Raw genomic sequence first — 19,349 nt, 5'->3', positions numbered from 1 at the left:
TCCCGCCGGAGGCCACTCCTTCCGTCATCCAGGCCGGTCAGAGTTTGTCGACCGGGGCGTGCCGTAGCACCAGCCACATGGTCTGGTCGCCGAAGTCGATCTGCGCACGGGCACCCGGGCCGTGCCCCTCGACGGCGAGCACCCGCCCCAACCCGTACCGCTGGTGATTGACCCGGTCGCCGGCAGACACCTTCGGCCCCTGCGGCAGCTCGCTGGCAGTGGTCAGCCGGCTGGCGTCCACGCCGAGCCGCTGCGCCAACTGGGCCGCCTTCGGCGTGCCCCCCGTGAAGGTGCCCCGACCGCCGGGCGCGCGGTCCGCACGGCCACCGACGCCGCCGCCCCCGCCAGCCCACGAGGTGTACGACCCCTCGGTGCGCTCCCAGTGCACCAACTCGGTCGGCAACTCCTCCAGGAACCGCGACGGCGGGTTGTAGGACGGCTGCCCCCAGGCCGAGCGGGTCACCGCGCGGGAGAGGTAGAGCCGCTGTCGGGCGCGGGTGATGCCGACGTACGCCAGCCGGCGCTCCTCCTCCAGCTCGCGGGTGTCGCCAAGCGAGCGCAGGTGCGGGAAGACGCCGTCCTCCAGCCCGGTCAGGAAGACCACCGGGAACTCCAGGCCCTTGGCGGTGTGCAACGTCATCAGGGTGACCACGCCCTGGTGGTCGGGGTCGTCGGAGGGGATCTGGTCGGCGTCGGCGACGAGCGCCACCTGCTCCAGGAAACCGGCCAGGGTGGCCCGCTCCCCCTCCTCGCCCAGCGACTCGATCCGCTCGGTGTACTCCCGGGCGACGCTGACAAGCTCCTGGAGGTTGTCCACCCGGCCGGCGTCCTGCGGGTCCAGGCTCTCCTCCAGCTCGGTGAGGTAGCCCGAGCGGGTCAGCAGCGCCTCCAGCACCTCCTCCGGGGTGCCGGTCTCGGACAGCTCCCGGGCGCCGTCGAGCAGCGCCACGAAGTCGGCGATGCCATTTGCCGCCCGGCTGGAGATGCCCGGCGCCTCCCGGGCCCGGCGCAGCGCCGCGCCGAACGAGATCCGGTCCCGGCTGGACAGCGCCTCGACGCACGCCTCGGCGCGGTCGCCGATGCCCCGGCGGGGGGTGTTGAGGACCCGCCGCAGGCTCACCGTGTCGTCGTCGTTGACCACCGAACGCAGGTACGCCAGTGCGTCGCGGACCTCCTTGCGCTCGTAGAAGCGCACCCCACCGACCACCTTGTAGGGCAGGCCGACGCGGATGAACACCTCTTCGAACACGCGGGACTGGGCGTTGGTGCGGTAGAAGACGGCGACGTCGCCGGGGCGGGTCTCGTCGGCGTCGACCAGCCGGTCGATCTCCCGGGCCACCCAGTCGGCCTCGGCGTGCTCGGTGTCGGCCACGTAGCCGACGATCCGCTCACCGGCGCCGGCCTCGCTCCACAGCCGCTTGGGCTTGCGGGAGGTGTTCCGGTCGATCACCGCGTTGGCCGCGTTGAGGATGGTCTGGGTGGAGCGGTAGTTCTGCTCCAGCAGGATCGTCCGGGCGTTTGTGAAGTCCCGTTCGAACTCCAGGATGTTGCGGATCGTCGCACCCCGGAACGCGTAGATCGACTGGTCGGCGTCGCCGACCACGCACAGCTCGGCGGGCTCCAACCCGTCGGTGCCGGACACCAGTTCCTTGATCAGCACGTACTGGGCGTGGTTGGTGTCCTGGTATTCGTCCACAAGCACGTGCCGGAACCGCCGGCGGTAGCTCTCCGCGACGTGCGGGTGGGACTGGAGCAGGTGCACCGTGGTCATGATCAGGTCGTCGAAGTCCAGCGCGTGCGCCTCACGCAGCCGGCGCTGGTAGAGCGTGTACGCCTCGGCCAACGCCCGCTCGTTGGGCCCGGTGGCCCGCGCCGCGAACTGCTCCGGGTCGACCAGCTCGTTCTTGAGATTGGAGACCTGGGCGGCCAGCCCGCGCGCCGGGTAGCGCTTCGGGTCGAGATCCAGCTCGCGGGTCACCAACTGCATCAGTCGACGGGAGTCGTCCGCGTCGTAGATCGAGAACGTCGACTTGAGGCCGGCGTGCTCGTGCTCGGCGCGCAGGATCCGGACGCACGCGGAGTGGAACGTCGACACCCACATCAGACGCGCCCGGGGACCGACGAGCGCGGCGACGCGCTCCTTCATCTCGCCGGCCGCCTTGTTGGTGAAGGTGATCGCGATGATCTCGCCGGGATGGACGTCCCGTGCGGCGAGCAGGTAGGCGATCCGGTGCGCGAGCACCCGGGTCTTGCCGGACCCGGCGCCGGCCACGATCAGCAGCGGCGAGCCGGCGTGGCTGACGGCGTCGCGCTGTGGCCCGTTCAGCCCGGCGAGCAGCTGCTGCGGATCGAGGCGCGCGGGGGCCGGCCCGGGTCGGTGCGGGCGGGCCGGCGCGGACTCCGGCGCAGGCGGGGACGCGGGAATGTCGAAGAGAGGATGCATCGCCCGACAAGTCTATGCCGCCGGTCGGACACTCCCCCGCCCGCTGCGCCAAGGCGCAAGGAAGGGCCGTTGAATCCTTGCGCTGCCGGAGCCGACGTGGGCATACTCGTCAGCGTGATCGCTGCGCGCTACCACTTCTACTATGGCACCGGGAGTCCGGCTGCCGTAGGTCGCGCCTGATCGATTCAGACCTGCAAAAGCCCCGGGCTCCTGGAGTCCGGGGCTTTTTCCGTCCCGGGTTCCGGGCACCGGGCACCACAGTGCGAGAGGTACCCGATGATGACAGGCGTGATGGAGCAGAGCGGCGGCCCGACCCGACCCGAGGCGGAGCAGCCCGTGCCGAATGGGACCGAGCTGGCGGTGTCCGCGACGCCGGCAGTCGACAACGCCGGGCCGGTCGAGGCGCGGACCGGCACCGAGGAACCAACCGCCTCCGCGCGGATCCTGCAGATCAGGGAACGGATCGACGAGATCGACAATGCGATGATCGCGCTCTGGCAGGAGCGGGCCGCGTTGTCCCAGGAGGTCGGGGCGACCCGGATGGCATCCGGCGGAACGCGCCTGGTGCTCGCTCGGGAGCGGAAGATCCTGGAGCGGTTCCGGGCCGCGCTCGGCGCCGACGGCACTCAGTTGGCCCTGCTGCTGCTCCGCGCGGGCCGCGGTCCGCTCTGAGCCGGCTGGCTGGCGGCGAGCCTGAGCCGGCACGGAAAGCGGCCCGGCCGGGTCACAGACAGACGAAACCGCCTGCCGTCGTCGTGGGGACGTCGGCAGGCGGTTTCGGGTGGCTCAGGCCTCGTGGGTGGCGACGATCTCGCGCTTCTCCGCGAAGTGGCAGGCGCTCGGGTGGTCCGAGTCCCGCCGGATCTCCAGCAGCGGGACCTGCTCGGCGCAGACGTCCTGCGCCTTCCAGCAGCGGGTCCGGAACCGGCAGCCCGAGGGCGGGCTGATCGGCGACGGCACGTCACCCGTGAGCCGGATGATCGTCTTGTTGTTCCGCTGCGTCGGGTCCGGAACCGGCACCGCCGAGAGCAGAGCCTGGGTGTACGGGTGGGTCGGCCGCTCGTAGATCTCGTCCTCGGTGCCGATCTCGACGACCTTGCCGAGATACATCACCGCGACCCGGTCCGACAGGTGGCGGACCACCGACAGGTCGTGGGCAATGAAAACGTACGAGAGCCCGAACTCGCCCTGCAGCTTCTCCAGGAGGTTCATCACCTGAGCCTGGATGGAGACGTCCAGCGCCGACACCGGCTCGTCACAGACGATGATCTCGGGCCGCAGCGCGAGCGCGCGGGCGATGCCGATGCGCTGCCGCTGACCGCCGGAGAACTGGTGCGGGTACCTGTTGATGTGCTCCGGGTTGAGCCCGACCAGGTCGAGCAGTTCGCGGACCTTGGCCCGGCGGCTGCCCTTCGGCGCCACCTCCGGGTGGATCTCGAACGGCTCACCGAGCAGGTCGCCGACGGTCATCCGGGGGTTCAGCGAGGTGTACGGGTCCTGCATGACCAGCTGGATCTGCCGGCGGAGGCGTCGCAGCGCCCCACCGGACAGCTTGGCGGTGTCCTGGCCCTTGTAGACCACGCTGCCGGCGGTCGGCTTCTCCAGGTTCATCAGCACCCGGGCGAGGGTCGACTTGCCGCAGCCGGACTCGCCGACCACACCGAGCGTCTCACCGGCGCGCAGACCGAACGAGACGCCGTCCACCGCCTTGACCTGACCAACGGTCTTCTTGAACACCACGCCCTGCGTGACGGGGTAGTGCTTGACCAGGTCGCGGACCTCGAGGATGTTCTCAGACACGGTTCACCAGCTCCTCGGCGAAGTGGCAGGCGCTGGCCCGGGCGGGACCCACCTGCAGCAGCGGCGGGACCTTCTCCCGGCACACCGGCTGAGCCATGGGGCAGCGCGGGTTGAACGGGCAGCCCGGCGGGATGTTCATGAGGTTCGGCGGGAGGCCCTTGATCGTCCGGAGCTGCTGCCCCTTCTCGTCCAGGCGCGGGATCGAGTCGATCAGGCCCAACGTGTACGGGTGCGCCGGCTTGGCGTACAGGTCGTACACGTCGGCTTCCTCGACGATCCGGCCCGCGTACATGACCGCGATCCGGTCCGCGACGTCGGCGACCACGCCGAGGTCGTGGGTAATCAGGATCATGCCCATCTGCCGCTCACGCTGGAGCTCGGCGAGCAGGTCCATGATCTGGGCCTGCACTGTCACGTCGAGCGCGGTGGTCGGCTCGTCCGCGATCAGCACCTCCGGGTCGAGCGCCAGCGACATCGCGATCATCGCGCGCTGCCGCATGCCACCGGAGAACTGGTGTGGGTAGTTGTTGAACCGGTCCTTGGCGTTCGGGATCTTGACCTGGTCGAGCATGTCGATCGCGCGCTTCTTGGCCTCGGCGCGACCCAGGCCCCGCCGGACCCGGAACTGCTCGGCGATCTGGAACCCGACGGTGAAGACGGGGTTCAGCGCGGAGAGCGCGTCCTGGAAGATCATCGCGATGCCCTCGCCGCGGATGCGGCGACGCTCCTCGCCGGACATGGTGAGCATGTCCTTGCCGTGGAAGCGAACCTGACCGCCGGTGACGAAGCCGGGCGGCGTGTCGAGGATGCCCATGATCGTCTGCGCGGTGACGCTCTTGCCGGAGCCGGACTCGCCGAGCACGGCGAGGGTCTCCCCCGCCTCGACGTGGTACGTGACCCCGTTGATGACCTTTGCGACGCCGTCCCGGGTGCGGAACTCCACCCGCAGGTCGTCGACCTCGAGCAGCCGACCAGAGGGACGTCCGGACCCGCCGGATCCCGGCGCGGACTGCTCGGACACGAGAATGTCGGACACTGGATCTCCCCTAGCGGAGTTTCGGATCGAGGGCCTCGCGGACCGCCTCACCGAGCATCACGAAGCTCAGCACTGCGGTGACGAGGAACGCGGCGGGGAAGAAGACCAGCCCTGGCGCGACCCGGATGAACTGCTGCCCGTCGCTGATCATGATGCCCCAGGACACCACCGGCGACTTCAGGCCGACGCCCAGGAACGACAGGGTGGCCTCGGCGCCGATGAACGAGCCGACCATGATCGTGCCGTAGACCAGCAGCGGGGCCAGGCAGTTCGGCAGCAGGTGCTTGAGGATGATCCGGCCGGTGCCGGCACCCAGCGCGCGGGCCGCGACGATGTAGTCGGCCTCCTTGGTGGACAGCACCGAGGAGCGCATCAACCGCATCACGACCGGCCAGCTCAGCACGATCAGGGACGCCGTCACCAGGCCCATGATCTTGTTCTTGCTGTTGCCAGCACCCGACCCGTTGAAGGTGGTCAGGATGACGATCGCGCCGAGCACGAACGGCAGGCCGAAGAAGACGTCGGCGATCCGGCTCAGCAGACCGTCCACCCAGCCACCGCGGTAGCCGGAGATGATGCCCATCGTTCCACCGATGAGCAGGGTGCCCAACACGGAGAGCACGGCGACCTGGATGGATGCCCGCGCGCCGTAGATGACCCGGGCGTAGACGTCGCGGCCTTGCACGTCATAGCCGAACCACCCATCGGCGGACGGCTTGTTGAGGCTGCGGGCCAGGGCCCCGTTCTCCGGGTCGCCCCCTGGAGCGAACAGCGACGGGAAGGCCGCCATCAGCAGGAAGATCACGATCAGCGTGGCCGAGATCCAGAACAACGGCTTACGTCGCAGGTCGCGCCAGGCGTCATTGAGCAGGCCGCGGGGCTTCTCGTTGCTCTGCGGCTGGCCCGCGGTGGCGGGGGCGGCGGAGTCGGTCGGGTGCGCGCCAGGGGTGCTGACGATCGATGCGGTACTCGGGTCACTCATAGCGGATCCTCGGGTCCAGGGCGGCGTAGAGCAGGTCAACCAGCAGGTTCATCACGAGATAGACCAGCACGAGGACGACCACGATCCCTACCACGGTAGCGCTCTCCTTGGTGATGATCGCCCGGAAGACCTGGCGGCCGATTCCGTTGATCCCGAAGATCCCCTCGGTGACGATCGCACCGCCCATCAGGGCGCCGAGGTCGGTGCCGAGCAGGGTCACCACCGGGATGAGCGAGTTGCGCAGCAGGTGCACGCCCACGACCCGCCGCATGGGCAGGCCCTTTGCGATGGCGGTACGCACGTAGTCGGCACGGCGGTTCTCCGCGATGCTCGTTCTTGCCACCCGGGCGATGTACGCCACCGACGCGCTGCCGAGCACGAAGCCCGGCACGATCAGCTCGGACCACCGCATCTCGGAGGAGACGGTCGGCTTGATGATGCCCCACTGCACGCCCAGCAGCCACTGGAGCACGAAGCCGACCACGAAAACCGGCAGCGCGATCAGGAAGAGCGTGGAGACCAGGACCAGGTTGTCCAGGAAGCCGTTACGCCGCAGACCGGTCAGCACGCCGGCGCCGAGGCCGATGACCGCCTCGATCGCGAGGGCCACCAGGGCCAGCTTCAGGGTGTTCGGGTACGAGGTCAGGATGATGTCGCTGATCTCGCGCTGCGAGAAGGTCTGACCGAAGTCACCCTGGAGCAGGTTCTTCATGTAGTTGGCGTACTGCACGAAGACGTTCTGGTCCAGGTGGTACTTCTCGGTCATGAAGGCGATGTACTGGTCCGGGCAGCGGCGCTCGCCGCACTTGCCGGCGAACGGATCGCCGGGGACGGCCCAGACGAGCCAGTAGATCAGGAACGTCGTACCGATGAAGACCGGCACGAGTTGGAGCAGCCGTCTCAACAGATAACGGCCCATGGGGTGGTCCTCCAGACAGGGGGCGCGTCGGACGGCCGACACGGTGGTGACAACGTGCGAGTGAAGTGTTGTAACACCCAATCGCGGAACGGCCCCGGGTCGGGCTCACCGGATGTGGCGAGCCCGACCCGGGGTCAGACCGTTCGGATCAGAGCTCGACCGAGGTGATGTCGAGTTCGCCGACGTTGTTCAGCTCGAGCTTCTTGATCTTCTCCGAGTGGCCGGACTGCTGACCGTAGAAGTAGATCGGGATGCTCGGGACGTCCTGGTCGACCTTCTCGACGGCCTTGGTGAACGCCTCGTGCGAGGCCTCCAGGCTCGGCGCGGCGCCGGCCTGCTTGGCCAGGGCGTCGACCTCGGGGTTGCTGTACAGGCCGTCGTTCGAGGAGCCACCCGTCACGTACAGCGGGTTGATCCAGTTCTCGACGTCCGGGTAGTCCTGCTGCCAGGCAGCGCGGTACGGGCCCTTCATCGCGTGGGCGTTGACGTTCTGCCGGAAGACCGCGAAGGTCGGCACGCCCTCGGCCCGAGCGTTGATGCCGAGGTTGGTCTTGACCTGCTGCGCAACCGCGTCCATCCAGTCCTTGTGGCTGGAGTCCGAGTTGTAGTAGAAGACCATCTCACCGGAGAAGCCGCCGGCCTCGCTCAGCAACTGCCGGGCGGTGGTCACGTCGAACTTGCAGGCGGTGCAGTTGCCCGGCTTGGCGCCCGGGGTCAGCGGGTTCGCCCAGCTGTCGGCCGGCTTGCGGGTACCGAAGAAGATCTTGTCCGAGATCTCCTGCCGGTTGATCGACAGCGACACGGCGCGACGCAGCTTCGCGTTCTGGAAGCGCTTGTCGTACATCGGGAAGGCGATCAGCGCGGTCGTCGGCGTGACGGTGTTCCGGCCCCGCTCACCGAGGTCGGTCTTCCACTTGTCACCGGCGAGCGCCGAGGTGGGCAGCGACTCCAGGAAGTCCAGGTTGTTGGAGAGCACGTCGGCGTAGGCGGCCGTCTCGTCCTGGTACAGCTTGACGTCGACGTCCTTGAGCTTCATCTTGTCGCGAAGGTTGTAGTCGTCGAAGCGCGTCAGCTTGATGAGGACGTTGTCATCCCACGACACGAACTTCACCGGGCCGTTGCCGATCGGCTTCTTGCCGAACTCCTCGGGCTTCATGGTGAAGAAGGCGTCCGGCAGCGGCATGAAGGCGCTGTAGCCGAGCTTGGTCGGGAAGACCGCGGTCGGCGCCGACAGGGTGACCTCGAAGGTCTGCTCGTCGATGACCTTCAGGCCGGACAGCTTCTCAGCCGCGGGCGGCGGGGCCTTCTTCGGGCCATCCGGGCCATCCGGGTCACTGGTGTAGGTCTGGTCGAAACCCTGGATGTCAGAGAAGAAGCTGCCGTTCTGCGCGCCGTTCGGCGAGTAGGCGGCCCAGTTCCAGGCGTCGACGAAGTTCTTCGACTTCACCTCGGTACCGTCGTGGAACTTGGTACCCTTCTTGATCTTGATCGTGAAGACCTTGGAGTCCGTGGTGTTGATGGACTCCGCCAGCGCGTTGCGCGGGGCGCCACCGTCATTCGGGTACTCGACCAGGCCGGTCCACAGCCAATCGACGACCTTGCCACCACCGGTCTCCGTGGTGTTCGACGGGACCAGCGGGTTCTCCGGCTGGACACCGTGGATGACAATCGCGCCGTCGCCGCTGGCGGCGGTCTCGCCGTCGCCACCGCTCGAGCAACCGCTCGCGACAAGCGCGGCAGCCGCGCTGAGCGCGATCGCGCTCGTCGCCCGCTTCGAGACTCTCATTCCGAGGGGCCTCCTCTTTCTAACCAGGTTCCGTCGTGGGTTTCACGCACGTTTGGGGGGTGACACCGCCCGACCACCCCGGGGCGCGGGTCGCCGGGACCACAGGGAAGTTGGGGACACCCCTGATGTTCCGATCCGCCGGGCTCCCCCGCCAACGAGGCGCGACACGACGCAGGAGGCACGGCCACGAACCGTCGCGACGGACGGGGACATGGTCATGGGCCGTACGGAGTGCCACACACCGATGGTGAGGTGCTGCCACTGTGACACCAACTGGCCTCTTCCGTGAAGGTGCCGTTATCAAGCCGTTAGTTGCCCGCCACGTTGCCGATACTTGAAAAATGATCATAAAACGGTCGGCACGGGCAGCACTGAGCAGGAAATACGTTGCATCGCCCGCAGATCTGCTCTCCGCCCGCACTCAGGCGCCGGGCCCACCTCTGCCCGTTAGGACGTCCATCAGCGCCCGCATTTCGACCCATCCGGACAGGTCGACTACAGCTGCACGGGCACGATCACCGGCTGGGTGGACGAGGGCGCGGAGATCGTTTGTCTGATCCTCGGCCACGGCGACCCGCTGTCACACCAGCCGGCGGTCCGCCGCCCAGCGGGAGAGTTCGTAGCGGTTGGACATCTGCAGCTTGCGGAGCACGTTCGACACGTGCGTCTCCACCGTCTTGATGGAGATGAACAGCTCCTTGGCGATCTCCTTGTACGCGTACCCCCGGGCCAACAGCCGCAGCACCTCCCGCTCACGGTTGGTGAGCTGGTCCAACTCGGGGTCGGCCACCGGGGCATCCGGTCGGGCCGCGAAGGCATCCAGCACGAACCCGGCCAGCCGTGGGCTGAACACCGCGTCCCCGTCCGCCACCCGGCGGATCGCCGCGGCCAGCTCCTCCGGGGAGATGGTCTTGGTCACATATCCCCGCGCACCGGCACGGATCAACCCGATCACGTCCTCCGCCGCGTCGGAAACGCTCAGCGCCAGGAACTTGACCTGCGGGTGGGTGCGCCGCATCGCCTCCAGCACCGCCCGCCCGCCCCCGTCGGGCATGTGCACGTCGAGCAGCACCACGTCCGGTCCGACAGCCGCGATCCGGGTGACCGCCTCGGCCACGGTGCTCGCCTCGCCCACCACCTCGACGTGAGCGCCCAACTCCGCGCGCACCCCGGCCCGGAACATGGCGTGGTCGTCCACCAGGAACACCCGGAGCCGCTCGGGGCGGGCATCCGCCGGGTCGAGGTGCTCGGTCGACTGCTCGGCCATGGTCATCTGGTCCTTTCCGCTGCGGACGAGTCCCGGGAGATCGGCAAGTGCAACCGGACCTCGGTCCCCTCCCCCGGGCCGGACCGGATTTCGGCCCGTCCGCCGTGCCGCTTCATCCGCCCGATGATCGAGCCGGTCACGCCGTGCCGGTGGTCCTCCACGGTATCCGGATCGAAGCCCTTGCCCCGGTCCCGGATGAAGACGCTGACCTGATCCGGCTCCACCTCGGCGTAGAGCGACACGGTCTGGACGCCGGCGTGCCGGGCGGCGTTCACCAGCGCCTCCCGCGCGGCCGCGACCAGCGCCCCGACCTTCTCGTCGGTCTCCCGGTCCCCCACCACGACCGCCTCCACGGTGATCGCGTAGGTGTCCTCGACCTCGGCGGCGGCCTGCTCCAGCGCGGCGGCGAAGCGCTCGCTCGGCGACGCGGTCGGCTTGTACAGCCAGTTGCGCAGGGAACGCTCCTGCCCTCTGGCCAGCCGCTGCACCATCTTGACGTCGCCGGCGTTGCGCTGGATCAGGGCCAACGTGTGCAGCACCTGATCGTGCACCATGGCGGCCAACTCGGCCCGTTCCTGCTCACGGATGCGCCCCTCGCGCTCCGAGCGGAGCTGGCTGTACGTCCGCCAGAGCACGGGCGCGGCGACCACGCCGACCCCCGCCAGCCCGACCAGCGCGAAGATCACGCCGTTGATCACCGCGTCGAAGTTCTGCGCCGGCGAGTAGACCGCCGCGACGCCGATGATGCCGACCGCGACCAGCACTCCGCCGCCGATGAACCGGAGCACGAACGCCCGCCGGTCACTCTCCTCGACGACCGCGCCGAGCCAGGGCACCGGCATCGCGTTGCCCCACTGCCGCCGCCGCTCGGGTGCGGACTGGTGCCAGATGACCCCGGCGCCGACCGCGATGATCGCCACCAGCCAACCGGCGGTGCCGGCCGCGCCGACCGAGTCGAAGACCATCACCTGGATCAACAGGACACCGAGCCCGATCCCCACGAACGGCAGGAGCTGGGCGACATCGCGCCGGGGCGGCACCGTGGTGTCACCGGGCCGCAACGGCACCACTGCCCAGAAGGCCGCGTAGAGCAGCAGGCCGAGCCCGCTCAGGCCGAGCAGCACCATGAACGCGACGCGCACCCGCAGCACCGAGATGCCGAGATGGTCGGCGATACCGGCGGCGACGCCGGCGGCCATCCGGTGCTCGGGGGCGCGGTAGAGGCGCGGGGGCGGAATCACGGTGCTGATCGGAGGCTCCCTGGTCACGGTGGCGGGTGTGGTGGAGGTCGGTGATCTGATCGTCACACGCTGCGGCGTCCGCGACCACGGGGACGCCCCCGACATTCCGGCCGCCGGATCTCAGGGTGGGGTCAGGGTCGGGTCCTGAGGTCGCTCGGGTTCACCTGGCAGCAGGATCGAAGCATGACCGAGGAAGCTGCCCCGCCACCCCGACCGGGGTCGGCACAGCCGGGTGGTTCAGCGCCGCCCCCACCAGCCGCGATGCCCGCCGAATGGGCCGAGCCCCGCACGTTCGGACCGCCGACCGGCCCCGGCCCGCACATCGGCAGCACACCAGCCGATCCGGCCGGCGGTTACCCGCCGCCCACCGGCGCCCAGGGGCCGGGGTTCGCGGCCGGCACCGGCTACGGCGCCGCTGGCACGCCACCCGGGCCGGGCGGTCCGGGTCCGTCCGCGCCGCCGCCCGCCGGCACCGGTTTCACCTCGCGGTACGGGTTGGTCCGACCGCGCGAGGGACGGTATCTGGCCGGCGTCTGCGCGGCGATCGGGCGAGCCACAAACACCGACCCGGTGCTGTGGCGGGTGCTGCTCGCGGTGCTCGGGTTCTTCGGTGGCATCGGCATCCTGGTGTACGTCGCCGCCTGGTTGATCATTCCGAACGAGGGCGACACCGCGTCCCCGATCGAGTCCATGCTCGGCCGCGGTCGCTCCAGCATGTCGCCGGTGACCGTCATCATCCTGGGCATCCTGGTCGCGGCCAGCTTCGGCTACATCGTCACCGACGCCTTCCGCGCGGTGCTGCTCGGCGCGGCCATCCTGGTCGCCGGCGCGCTACTGCTCAACCGGGACGGCCGCACCCCGCAGCCGGGCCACCCGGCCGGGCCGGCACCGTCCGGCAACCCGCCCGGTCCGGTCCCACCAGTGAGCTGGCCCGCGCCGTCGTACGGCGTGGCACCGCCAACCGGCCCACCGGCGACGGCACCGATGGCCGGCGGCGCTCCGGCGTACGCCACCGCAACCTCGGGAGGACCACCCACCATGACCACCCCGGCGTACGACCTGTCGCCGGCTGGCGTTCCGCAGTCCGCCGCCGCGGCGCAGCCGGTCTCCGGAATGGGCCCGGTGTCGGGGCAACCGACTGACCCGACGACCGTCGGAGCCGGCTGGCCGGCACCCGCCACGGGCTGGCCGGGCACCAACCCGCCCACCGCCGGGTGGCCGTCGGCACCGGTGACCGGCGCACCCGCCGACCCGTCCGGCTATCCGACCGCCGCCCCAGCGTCCGGATACCGCCCCCCGTTCGCGCCGCACGGCCCGTACGCCTCCCCAGCCCCGGCGACGTCCCGCCCGGCGAAACCACCGAAGCCGCCGAAGCGCCCCAAGGAGCGTTCTCCACTCGGCGCGGTGACCTTCTCCCTGATCTTCCTGGTCCTCGGCCTGGTCGCCCTGCTCGACCTGCTCGACGTCTTCGCCATCAGCGCCTCGGCGTACTTCGCGGCCGCGCTGGCCACGATCGGGCTGGGGCTGCTGGTCGGCACCTGGTTCGGGCGGGCCCGCTGGCTCATCGCGCTTGGTCTGGTGACCGCGGCGGCGCTGGGCACGGCGACGGTCGCCGAGTCCTACGACCGGATCCGCGGGGTCGACGGCGCGGTGACCTGGGCGCCGACGGACTACCGCGATCTGGCTGACCGGTACGAGAACAGCTTCGGTGACGCCGTACTCGACCTGCGCGGGATCGACTTCGCGAAACGGGACAGCCAGGTGACGGTTGCGATCAACTTCGGCAAGGCGACAGTGGTCGTCCCGCCGGACGTGGACGTCACCACGGTGGCCGACGTCAACGCCGGCGACGCCACCATCTTCGGCACCCATTCCGGCGGGCTGGACGGCCGCCAACAGGAGTCCACCGACCTCGGTGCCGACGGTGCTGGCGGCGGCAAGCTGCGCCTGTACATCCATGTCAACGCTGGCAACCTGGAGGTGACCCGGTGAAGGCTCACCGCACGGATCTGGTGTCGTTCGCCTTCGGGCTCGTGTTCCTGGCGCTGTCGGCCTGGTGGCTGCTCGCCCAACTGCTCGGGTTCGCGCTGCCGGCGGTCGGGTGGTTCCTGGCCAGCGCCCTCATCCTGATCGGGGTCTTCGGGCTGGTCGGCGCACTGCGCTCGGGTCGGTCGGACCAGCCGGAGCAGACCGCCGAGGTCGGTGCCACGGTGCCCGCCGCGCCGGTCTCCGGCGCGTCCGCTCCGGTTTCCGGCATGCCGACCTCCGGCGCGGCACTGCCGGTCTGGGAGGCCGAACGTTCCACCTGGGAGGCTCCCGCACCGGAAGCGACCCCGCAGACGGCGACCACCGAGGTACGAGCACCGGAGGCACCGCCCACCGACGTGATCCACCCGGCCTGGCTGGCTCACCCGCCAGCGGAACCGCAGACCGCCCCGATCCCCGGCCAGCCCGACGAGCCGACCCTCCCGCTCGTCAGCCGAGCGCCGGACGGGAACGAGCCGACCCGGGCCGACCATCCGGCCGAGGCTGTCGGCGACAAGCCGGGCGACGAGCGGGAGGGTCGACGGGGAGAGGCCTGACCTCGGGCGCAGTCCGGCCTCGGCCTGCTCCACCACCACGGCGGTGCCGTTGGCGCGGACGGACGCATATGCTGGCCGGTGGAGATCTCGCCTCCGCCGGCCGGCCCGTCCCGCCATGGCGGTTCCGCCGCGATTCCCGTCTCTACCCCGTCAGGAGCCCGCCCGACATGACCCAGTCCCCCGCCGTGCGTACGACCGGCCGGTCCGGTCCGGTCCGCATCGGCGAGCGAGCCGCCCGTACCCTCGTCACCGAGCTGGCCCGGATCAACGATCCCAAGGCCGCCCTGCTGGTCGGGGTGGGCCCGGAGTCCGCGGTGCTGGCCGCGGCGATCGAGGCGCTGCTCCCCGGTGACCGGCTCACCGTGGTGCCCGCCGAGCCGTTCGGCGCTGCCGCGCTCCGCGAGCACGTCAACGCCCAGGGCCGCTGGGTCGCCGACCGGGTGGGGGTCGTCGACTCCCTGGTCGAGGCCGAAGCCGCCGGGGTCGTCATCGCTGGCGAGGTGTTCAGCGGCACCGCCGAGGAGACCCGCAGTGGCATCGAGGGCCTGACCAAGTACCTGTCCGACGGTGCGGTCCTGAGCGTGGCGACCACCGCCACCCCCGGCCGGACCACCGGGGCCGCGGCCGAGTTGGCCCGCCAGGACGCCCTCTACGGCGTCGGCGCCGACCTGGTGCTGCGCAACTCACCACCGGTACGGATCTACCGACTGCGCTTCACCCCGGCGAGCCCCGCCACCGCCGACCGGCTCGCCCCCGCGCACCGGCCGTCGAGCGTGCCGCTGACCCGCGGCATGCACATCGACTCCAACGGCGTGGCCGCTGCCGGCATCACGCTGGGCCTCGCGGCGCTGGCCCGGGTGGCCCGCCCGTCGTCGAAGCTCTGGTTGCTGCCGGCGCTGGCCGCCGGGCCGGTCGCCGCGTTCTTCCGGGACCCGGAGCGCGACGTGCCGGAAGACCCGACCGCCGTGGTCGCCAGCGCGGACGGAAAGGTCCTGTCGGTGCAGCGACTGCACGACGAGCGTTTCGGCGACGGCGAGTGGCTGCGGGTCGCTGTCTTCCTGTCGGTGCTGGACGTGCACGTCAACCGTGCCCCGGTCGCGGGCAAGGTGGTGGACTACTTCGTCGCCGATGGCGGCTTCGTCAACGCGATGAAGCCGGACGCCGAGCACAACGTCGCCGCGTACACCGTGCTGGACACCGCTCGTGGCACTGTGGTGGTCGCGCAGCGCACCGGGCTGATCGCCCGTCGGATCGTGCAGCGCGCGCCGATCGGCGCACTGCTGGCCAAGGGCGAGCGCTTCGGGCTGATCCGGTTCGGCTCACGGACCGACGTCTACCTCCCGGCCGACGCCGCGGACCCGCTGGTCGGGCCGGGCGACAAGGTGGTGGGCGGGTCCACTGTCATCGCCCGCTGGCGCTGACCCACGAACGTGAGAACGGGGCGCCGCTGACCGCGGCGCCCCGTTCTCGATGCTGAAGATCAGGCGGTGCGACGTTGCCGTAGCCAGAGCACCGGCCCGCTGACCAGGTAGCCCACCACGATCAGCGCGAACGTGAGCCGGATGTCGATAAGTGCGCCGATCACCGGGGCCAGCCACAGCCACGGCGGCAGCTTCACCAGGCGGGCGAGCTTGGCGTACGGGAAGCTCGACACCATCGCGAAGGCGAGCAGCGCGACCCCCGCGACCAGCACAGCACCGGGCACGGGCAGGCCGATCGCCACCGTCACGGCGAGCACCATGGCCGCCATGGTGGTGGGCACGCCGCAGAAGAACCGGCCGTCCTTCGGCGAGACGTTGAAGCGGGCCAGTCGAATCGCGGCGCAGGCCGCGACCAGGGCGCACGCCACCGCAGCCGCAGCCGTGGAGACGGAGCCGGCGAGTGAGGCGTAGACCACCACCGGCGCGGCGAGGCCGAACGAGCACATGTCGGCCAGGGAGTCCATCTGCGCGCCGAACGGGCTGGCCACGCCCAGCCGCCGGGCAAGTGCGCCGTCCAGGCCATCGAAGGCGACGCAGGCGATCAGGCAGAGCGCGGCGATCCGTACGTCACCCTGCATGGCCAGGAAGATGGCGAGCATGCCGAGCATCAGGCTGGCCAGCGTGCAGGCGTTGACCAGACCGAACTTCATCCGGCGGGCGACGGTGCGGTCGCCGGGGAGCAGCGGGATCGAGTGCGACGAAGCCTCGTCGACGTGCGCCAGGGGCGGCATCGCCGGACTGACCGGCACGATCGCCTCGATCTCGGCTCGACCGACGCCCGGAGCCGGACGGCTGAGCCGGTCCAGGCCGTAGCGGCGGCGCTGCCGGTCGGCGTACCGGTGCTCGGTCGGGGTCAGGTCGGTCGCGTGCAGGTCGCCGTCACGGCGACCGACCCGGACCAACAGCACCTGGCGGGCGAATGTGCTGCTGCGGCGCAACGGGCCCGCCCAGCGACGCCCAGCGGGGCGCGGACTGTCAGTAGTACGACGCCGGCGCCATGGGGCTCTCGGCACGTTTCCTCCATCACCGGATCGGCTGACCGCCGCGGGGCGGGTGTCCGGCTGTCTTGTGCCGGACCGTGCGTGGCCCGGCAGCCGTTCTGCGCGGAGTACACCATCGCATAGGGGGACATGGCTTGGCGATAGCTGCCGGCGGTACTTATATCTGGCTAAACCGCTCGAACCGCTCGCTTATTCCCATCTCGGGCTTCATCGCCCGTTTCCTCCATCATTCCCGCCTTTGACTGTACCGGAGGGTCACCAACTCGGCTCATCGAGCGGAGTGCTATCGGCCACTCTGTCCGATTGCCGTGGCGGCGATGTCACTCAACGGCAGGTCGAGTGCCTGCTCGCGGGTGAACCATCCAGCCCGCGCCGTCGAACCTCCGGCGGATTCGGTGACCACCGCGTCGGTGGGCGCGTCCACCAGCACCCGATAGATCACCCGTACGCCATGCCAGTCCAGCGGCCGGCCCTCCGGGCCGAGCGCGGCAGGGTTGTGCAGGTTGTTCACCCCGAGGATCTCCCCCACGCGGCCCCGCTGACCACCCTCCTCGACCAGTTCCCGGAGCAGACCGGTGGCCGGCTGCTCACCATGGTCGGTACCCCCGCCGGGGAGGTGCCACAGGCCAGCCCCGGGATAGCCGGCCGCGATCTCGGTAAGCAGGATCCGCCCGGCCGGGTCGGTGACCAGCCCGTACGCCCCGAAGCGCAGCCTGCGGTCGGGGTGCGGCGCCGGAAACGGCTCGCGCGACCGGCGCGTTCCGGGTGGCAGCGGGGTGACCGGCAGGTCGAGCACCCCGGCGGTGAACGGGGTCAGCGGCACCCGCGCCGCCTCGGCCAGGGTGAGCCAGCGCGCCGCGTCGACAGTGCCGCCGCCGGTGTCGCGCAGGGTGCCGTCGTGCGCCCCGAGCTCGAACAGCAGCCGATCGGTGTGCAGCGAGACGTCGTCCTCCGCAGCGGTGGCCACGTCGGCGATCACCGTGCGCAGCCGACCCACCGGCACAGTCAACCCGGTCTGCTCGGCGACCGCACGGATCAGGGCGCGCTCGGGGTGCTCGGCATGCGCGACAGCACCACCGGGCAGCCGCCAGATCCCCGGGAACTCACCCTCCACCCCGTCCCGGACCACCAGGATCCGGTCCGAATCACACAAAATCCCATAAGCCCCAACGCGCCGCACAAGGTCCATGCCCACCAACTCGCTCCCCCGCCAACCCGCCCGGCCAAGCCGCCGGATCCAGCGATGATCGACTCCGTTTTCCAGATGTCGGGGTGTCCCGGCGATGGGGACACCCCGACATCCACAAAACTGATTTGATCATGCGGCGTACCGCTTCTGGGGATTCTCGGCCCAGGCGGGTCAGGTGAGCTGGGCGGCCTGGACCGCTTCGGCGGTCACCTCGGTGAGGTGGTGGGTGGGAAGAGCGCCGAGCTCCTCGCGGGCGAACCAGCGGGCTTCGCAGGTGGAGCCACCCACGTCGGCAACGGTCAGCGGGTTGGGCTGGTCGACCACGACCCGATAGAAGGCACGCACCCCGTGCCAGTCGATCGGGTAGCCCTCGGGGCCGAGCGACGCGGCGTCCCGGTGGCTGGCCACCCCGAGCAACTCGACCAGGCGGCCGGTCTGCCCGGTCTCCTCGACCAGCTCGCGGATCAGCGCCGCACCGGGCTGCTCGCCGTAGTCGGTGCCGCCGCCGGGCAGGTGCCAGCAGCCGGCGCCCGGGTAGCCGTCGGAAACCCTCGTGAGCAGCACCCGACCGGCCGGGTCGGTGCACACCGCGTACGCGGCGAAGCGCTGCGCCCGGTGCAGCCCGTCCGGACCGGGCACCGCGTAGAAGGAGGGGAACTCGGGGGCCTCGTCGGGCACCACGTCGGCGGAGGACGCGGGCAGCCCGAGGGCACGTGCGGTGAACGAGCGCAGCGGCAGCTCCCGCGCCTCGTCGAGGGTGTACCAGCGAGCCAGGTCGGTGGGACGCTCGCCGACCCGGTCGGCGAGGGTGCCGCCGCGGACCGCCACCCGGTAGATCAGCCGGTCGGTGTGGATGGTGATGCCCCGCTCCGGCAGCGCCCGCATGTCGGCGAGGACGTCGGCCAGGCCCGAGACGGCAACCGAGAGGCCGGTCTCGGCGGCGGTTTCCCGGACCACAGTGTGGTTGGGGTCCTCGCCGTGGTCGACCGCCCCACCGGGCAGGGACCACGTGCCGGGGGTGCCGGAGCGCTCCGAGGCGCGAACCAGCAGGACTCGGCCTGTCGAATCAGCACAGACTGCGTATGCCGCGATCCTGCGGAGCGGCTCCAGCAAGGTGGTCACGGAAGCAAATTCTCCCCGGGCCTGGTTACCGGGACGGAAAAGAGTCGGATTCCTGACTGTCTGGCCCCGATCAGGGATTGGTCAGGGTAAGGATCCGGGCGGTCACCGAGGGCGGGTTGGGCACCGGCGCGGACCGTGGAGGTATGACATCGACCACCGCTCCCCACGCCCCGTACAAGCAGCTCCGTCGACCCACCACCGACCGCATGGTCGCGGGGGTCGCGAGCGGCGTCGGCCGCTACTTCGCCGTCGACCCCACACTGGTCCGGGTGGCCTTCACGGTCACCGGTCTGCTCACCGGCGGGCTCGCGCTGCTCGCGTACCCGATCATGTGGTTCCTGATGCCGGAGGAGCCCACCGGCGCGCCGGCCTGGCCGCACGCCGCGGGCGTCGCCCCGCACGCGGGCCCGCCGCCGACCGCCGGGCCCGCCCCCGGGTACGCCCCGACGCCGCCCTACCCGCCGACGACGCCGTCCAGCCCGCCGCCGGCCGGGTGAGCG

15 protein-coding genes and 1 pseudogene are annotated in these 19,349 nt (G+C 70.5%); 5 read left to right on the top strand and 11 right to left on the bottom strand.

Annotated features, from left to right (window positions below; all coding sequences use genetic code 11):
* Window positions 1-37 precede the first annotated feature (37 nt).
* Window positions 38-2,443, bottom strand: a complete 2,406-nt coding sequence (pcrA, locus tag ABZU25_RS28575; RefSeq protein WP_355032456.1) for a DNA helicase PcrA — start codon at window positions 2,441-2,443, stop codon at window positions 38-40.
* Window positions 2,444-2,719: 276 nt separating this feature from the next.
* Here pcrA and ABZU25_RS28570 point away from each other — a divergent pair, with 276 nt between their 5' ends.
* Complete coding sequence (locus tag ABZU25_RS28570; RefSeq protein WP_355032455.1) at window positions 2,720-3,115, top strand: chorismate mutase; 396 nt, start codon at window positions 2,720-2,722, stop codon at window positions 3,113-3,115.
* Window positions 3,116-3,229: 114 nt separating this feature from the next.
* On the opposite strand, the gene ABZU25_RS28565 is transcribed toward ABZU25_RS28570, so the two are convergent.
* From ABZU25_RS28565 to ABZU25_RS28535, 7 genes are all read right to left on the bottom strand, one after another.
* On the bottom strand, window positions 3,230-4,243 hold the full coding sequence (locus tag ABZU25_RS28565; protein WP_355032454.1) for a dipeptide ABC transporter ATP-binding protein: 1,014 nt from the start codon (window positions 4,241-4,243) through the stop codon (window positions 3,230-3,232).
* Window positions 4,236-5,264, bottom strand: a complete 1,029-nt coding sequence (locus ABZU25_RS28560; protein WP_355032473.1) for an ABC transporter ATP-binding protein — start codon at window positions 5,262-5,264, stop codon at window positions 4,236-4,238. The genes ABZU25_RS28565 and ABZU25_RS28560 overlap by 8 nt, the downstream gene beginning before the upstream one ends.
* A 25-nt stretch (window positions 5,265-5,289) precedes the next feature.
* Entirely contained in the window at window positions 5,290-6,261 is a 972-nt protein-coding gene (locus ABZU25_RS28555; RefSeq protein ID WP_355032453.1) for an ABC transporter permease, read from the bottom strand.
* Window positions 6,254-7,180 (bottom strand): ABC transporter permease, encoded by a 927-nt coding sequence (locus ABZU25_RS28550; protein WP_355032452.1) that lies wholly within the window; start codon window positions 7,178-7,180, stop codon window positions 6,254-6,256. Before ABZU25_RS28550 ends, ABZU25_RS28555 begins: the two co-directional genes overlap by 8 nt.
* A 148-nt stretch (window positions 7,181-7,328) precedes the next feature.
* Window positions 7,329-8,966 (bottom strand): ABC transporter substrate-binding protein, encoded by a 1,638-nt coding sequence (locus tag ABZU25_RS28545; RefSeq protein ID WP_355032451.1) that lies wholly within the window; start codon window positions 8,964-8,966, stop codon window positions 7,329-7,331.
* A 580-nt stretch (window positions 8,967-9,546) separates the two neighbouring features.
* Window positions 9,547-10,233 carry a response regulator transcription factor gene (locus tag ABZU25_RS28540; protein ID WP_355032472.1) on the bottom strand — a complete coding sequence of 229 codons (687 nt, stop codon included), beginning with the start codon at window positions 10,231-10,233 and terminating at the stop codon, window positions 9,547-9,549.
* Window positions 10,234-10,235: 2 nt separating this feature from the next.
* Window positions 10,236-11,501: a PspC domain-containing protein gene (locus tag ABZU25_RS28535; protein WP_355032450.1), complete on the bottom strand. Its 1,266-nt coding sequence runs from the start codon at window positions 11,499-11,501 to the stop codon at window positions 10,236-10,238.
* 156 nt (window positions 11,502-11,657) lie between these two features.
* Here ABZU25_RS28535 and ABZU25_RS28530 point away from each other — a divergent pair, with 156 nt between their 5' ends.
* The 3 genes and pseudogenes from ABZU25_RS28530 to ABZU25_RS28520 all read left to right on the top strand — a co-directional run bounded on the left by ABZU25_RS28530 (window position 11,658) and on the right by ABZU25_RS28520 (window position 15,477).
* Window positions 11,658-13,466 carry a PspC domain-containing protein gene (locus ABZU25_RS28530; protein WP_355032449.1) on the top strand — a complete coding sequence of 603 codons (1,809 nt, stop codon included), beginning with the start codon at window positions 11,658-11,660 and terminating at the stop codon, window positions 13,464-13,466.
* Window positions 13,463-13,648, top strand: a pseudogene (locus tag ABZU25_RS28525) (hypothetical protein); the annotation flags it as partial. The gene ABZU25_RS28530 and the pseudogene ABZU25_RS28525, both read left to right, overlap by 4 nt.
* Window positions 13,649-14,223: 575 nt before the next feature.
* The gene (locus ABZU25_RS28520; RefSeq protein WP_355032448.1) at window positions 14,224-15,477 is read left to right on the top strand and encodes a phosphatidylserine decarboxylase; all 1,254 of its coding nucleotides are present in this window, start codon (window positions 14,224-14,226) and stop codon (window positions 15,475-15,477) included.
* A gap of 59 nt (window positions 15,478-15,536) precedes the next feature.
* Here ABZU25_RS28520 and ABZU25_RS28515 read toward each other — a convergent pair whose 3' ends face one another.
* From ABZU25_RS28515 to ABZU25_RS28505, 3 genes are all read right to left on the bottom strand, one after another.
* The gene (locus tag ABZU25_RS28515) at window positions 15,537-16,475 is read right to left on the bottom strand and encodes a CDP-alcohol phosphatidyltransferase family protein (RefSeq protein WP_355032447.1); all 939 of its coding nucleotides are present in this window, start codon (window positions 16,473-16,475) and stop codon (window positions 15,537-15,539) included.
* A gap of 346 nt (window positions 16,476-16,821) precedes the next feature.
* On the bottom strand, window positions 16,822-17,727 hold the full coding sequence (locus ABZU25_RS28510; RefSeq protein WP_355032471.1) for an NUDIX domain-containing protein: 906 nt from the start codon (window positions 17,725-17,727) through the stop codon (window positions 16,822-16,824).
* Window positions 17,728-17,898: 171 nt separating this feature from the next.
* Window positions 17,899-18,849: an NUDIX domain-containing protein gene (locus tag ABZU25_RS28505; protein WP_355032446.1), complete on the bottom strand. Its 951-nt coding sequence runs from the start codon at window positions 18,847-18,849 to the stop codon at window positions 17,899-17,901.
* Between the two features lie 143 nt (window positions 18,850-18,992).
* Between ABZU25_RS28505 and ABZU25_RS28500 the strand changes: the two genes are divergently transcribed.
* Window positions 18,993-19,346 (top strand): PspC domain-containing protein, encoded by a 354-nt coding sequence (locus ABZU25_RS28500; RefSeq protein ID WP_355032445.1) that lies wholly within the window; start codon window positions 18,993-18,995, stop codon window positions 19,344-19,346.
* Window positions 19,347-19,349 lie beyond the last annotated feature (3 nt).

Source organism: Micromonospora sp. NPDC005215 (genome assembly GCF_040607915.1).
Classification (GTDB): domain Bacteria; phylum Actinomycetota; class Actinomycetes; order Mycobacteriales; family Micromonosporaceae; genus Micromonospora.
Note: the sequence above shows the minus strand (reverse complement) of the source record. Positions and strands in the feature narration are given on the sequence as shown.

Excerpts from the sequence above, each read along its gene's own strand:
- ABZU25_RS28555 (WP_355032453.1), bottom strand. The coding sequence starts at position 6,261 with ATGAGTGACCCGAGTACCGCATCGATCGTCAGCACCCCTGGCGCGCAC.
- ABZU25_RS28500 (WP_355032445.1), top strand. The coding sequence starts at position 18,993 with ATGACATCGACCACCGCTCCCCACGCCCCGTACAAGCAGCTCCGTCGA.
- ABZU25_RS28510 (WP_355032471.1), bottom strand. The coding sequence starts at position 17,727 with ATGGACCTTGTGCGGCGCGTTGGGGCTTATGGGATTTTGTGTGATTCG.
- ABZU25_RS28540 (WP_355032472.1), bottom strand. The coding sequence starts at position 10,233 with ATGGCCGAGCAGTCGACCGAGCACCTCGACCCGGCGGATGCCCGCCCC.
- ABZU25_RS28530 (WP_355032449.1), top strand. The coding sequence starts at position 11,658 with ATGACCGAGGAAGCTGCCCCGCCACCCCGACCGGGGTCGGCACAGCCG.
- ABZU25_RS28570 (WP_355032455.1), top strand. The coding sequence starts at position 2,720 with ATGATGACAGGCGTGATGGAGCAGAGCGGCGGCCCGACCCGACCCGAG.
- pcrA (WP_355032456.1), bottom strand. The coding sequence starts at position 2,443 with ATGCATCCTCTCTTCGACATTCCCGCGTCCCCGCCTGCGCCGGAGTCC.
- ABZU25_RS28520 (WP_355032448.1), top strand. The coding sequence starts at position 14,224 with ATGACCCAGTCCCCCGCCGTGCGTACGACCGGCCGGTCCGGTCCGGTC.
- ABZU25_RS28550 (WP_355032452.1), bottom strand. The coding sequence starts at position 7,180 with ATGGGCCGTTATCTGTTGAGACGGCTGCTCCAACTCGTGCCGGTCTTC.
- ABZU25_RS28545 (WP_355032451.1), bottom strand. The coding sequence starts at position 8,966 with ATGAGAGTCTCGAAGCGGGCGACGAGCGCGATCGCGCTCAGCGCGGCT.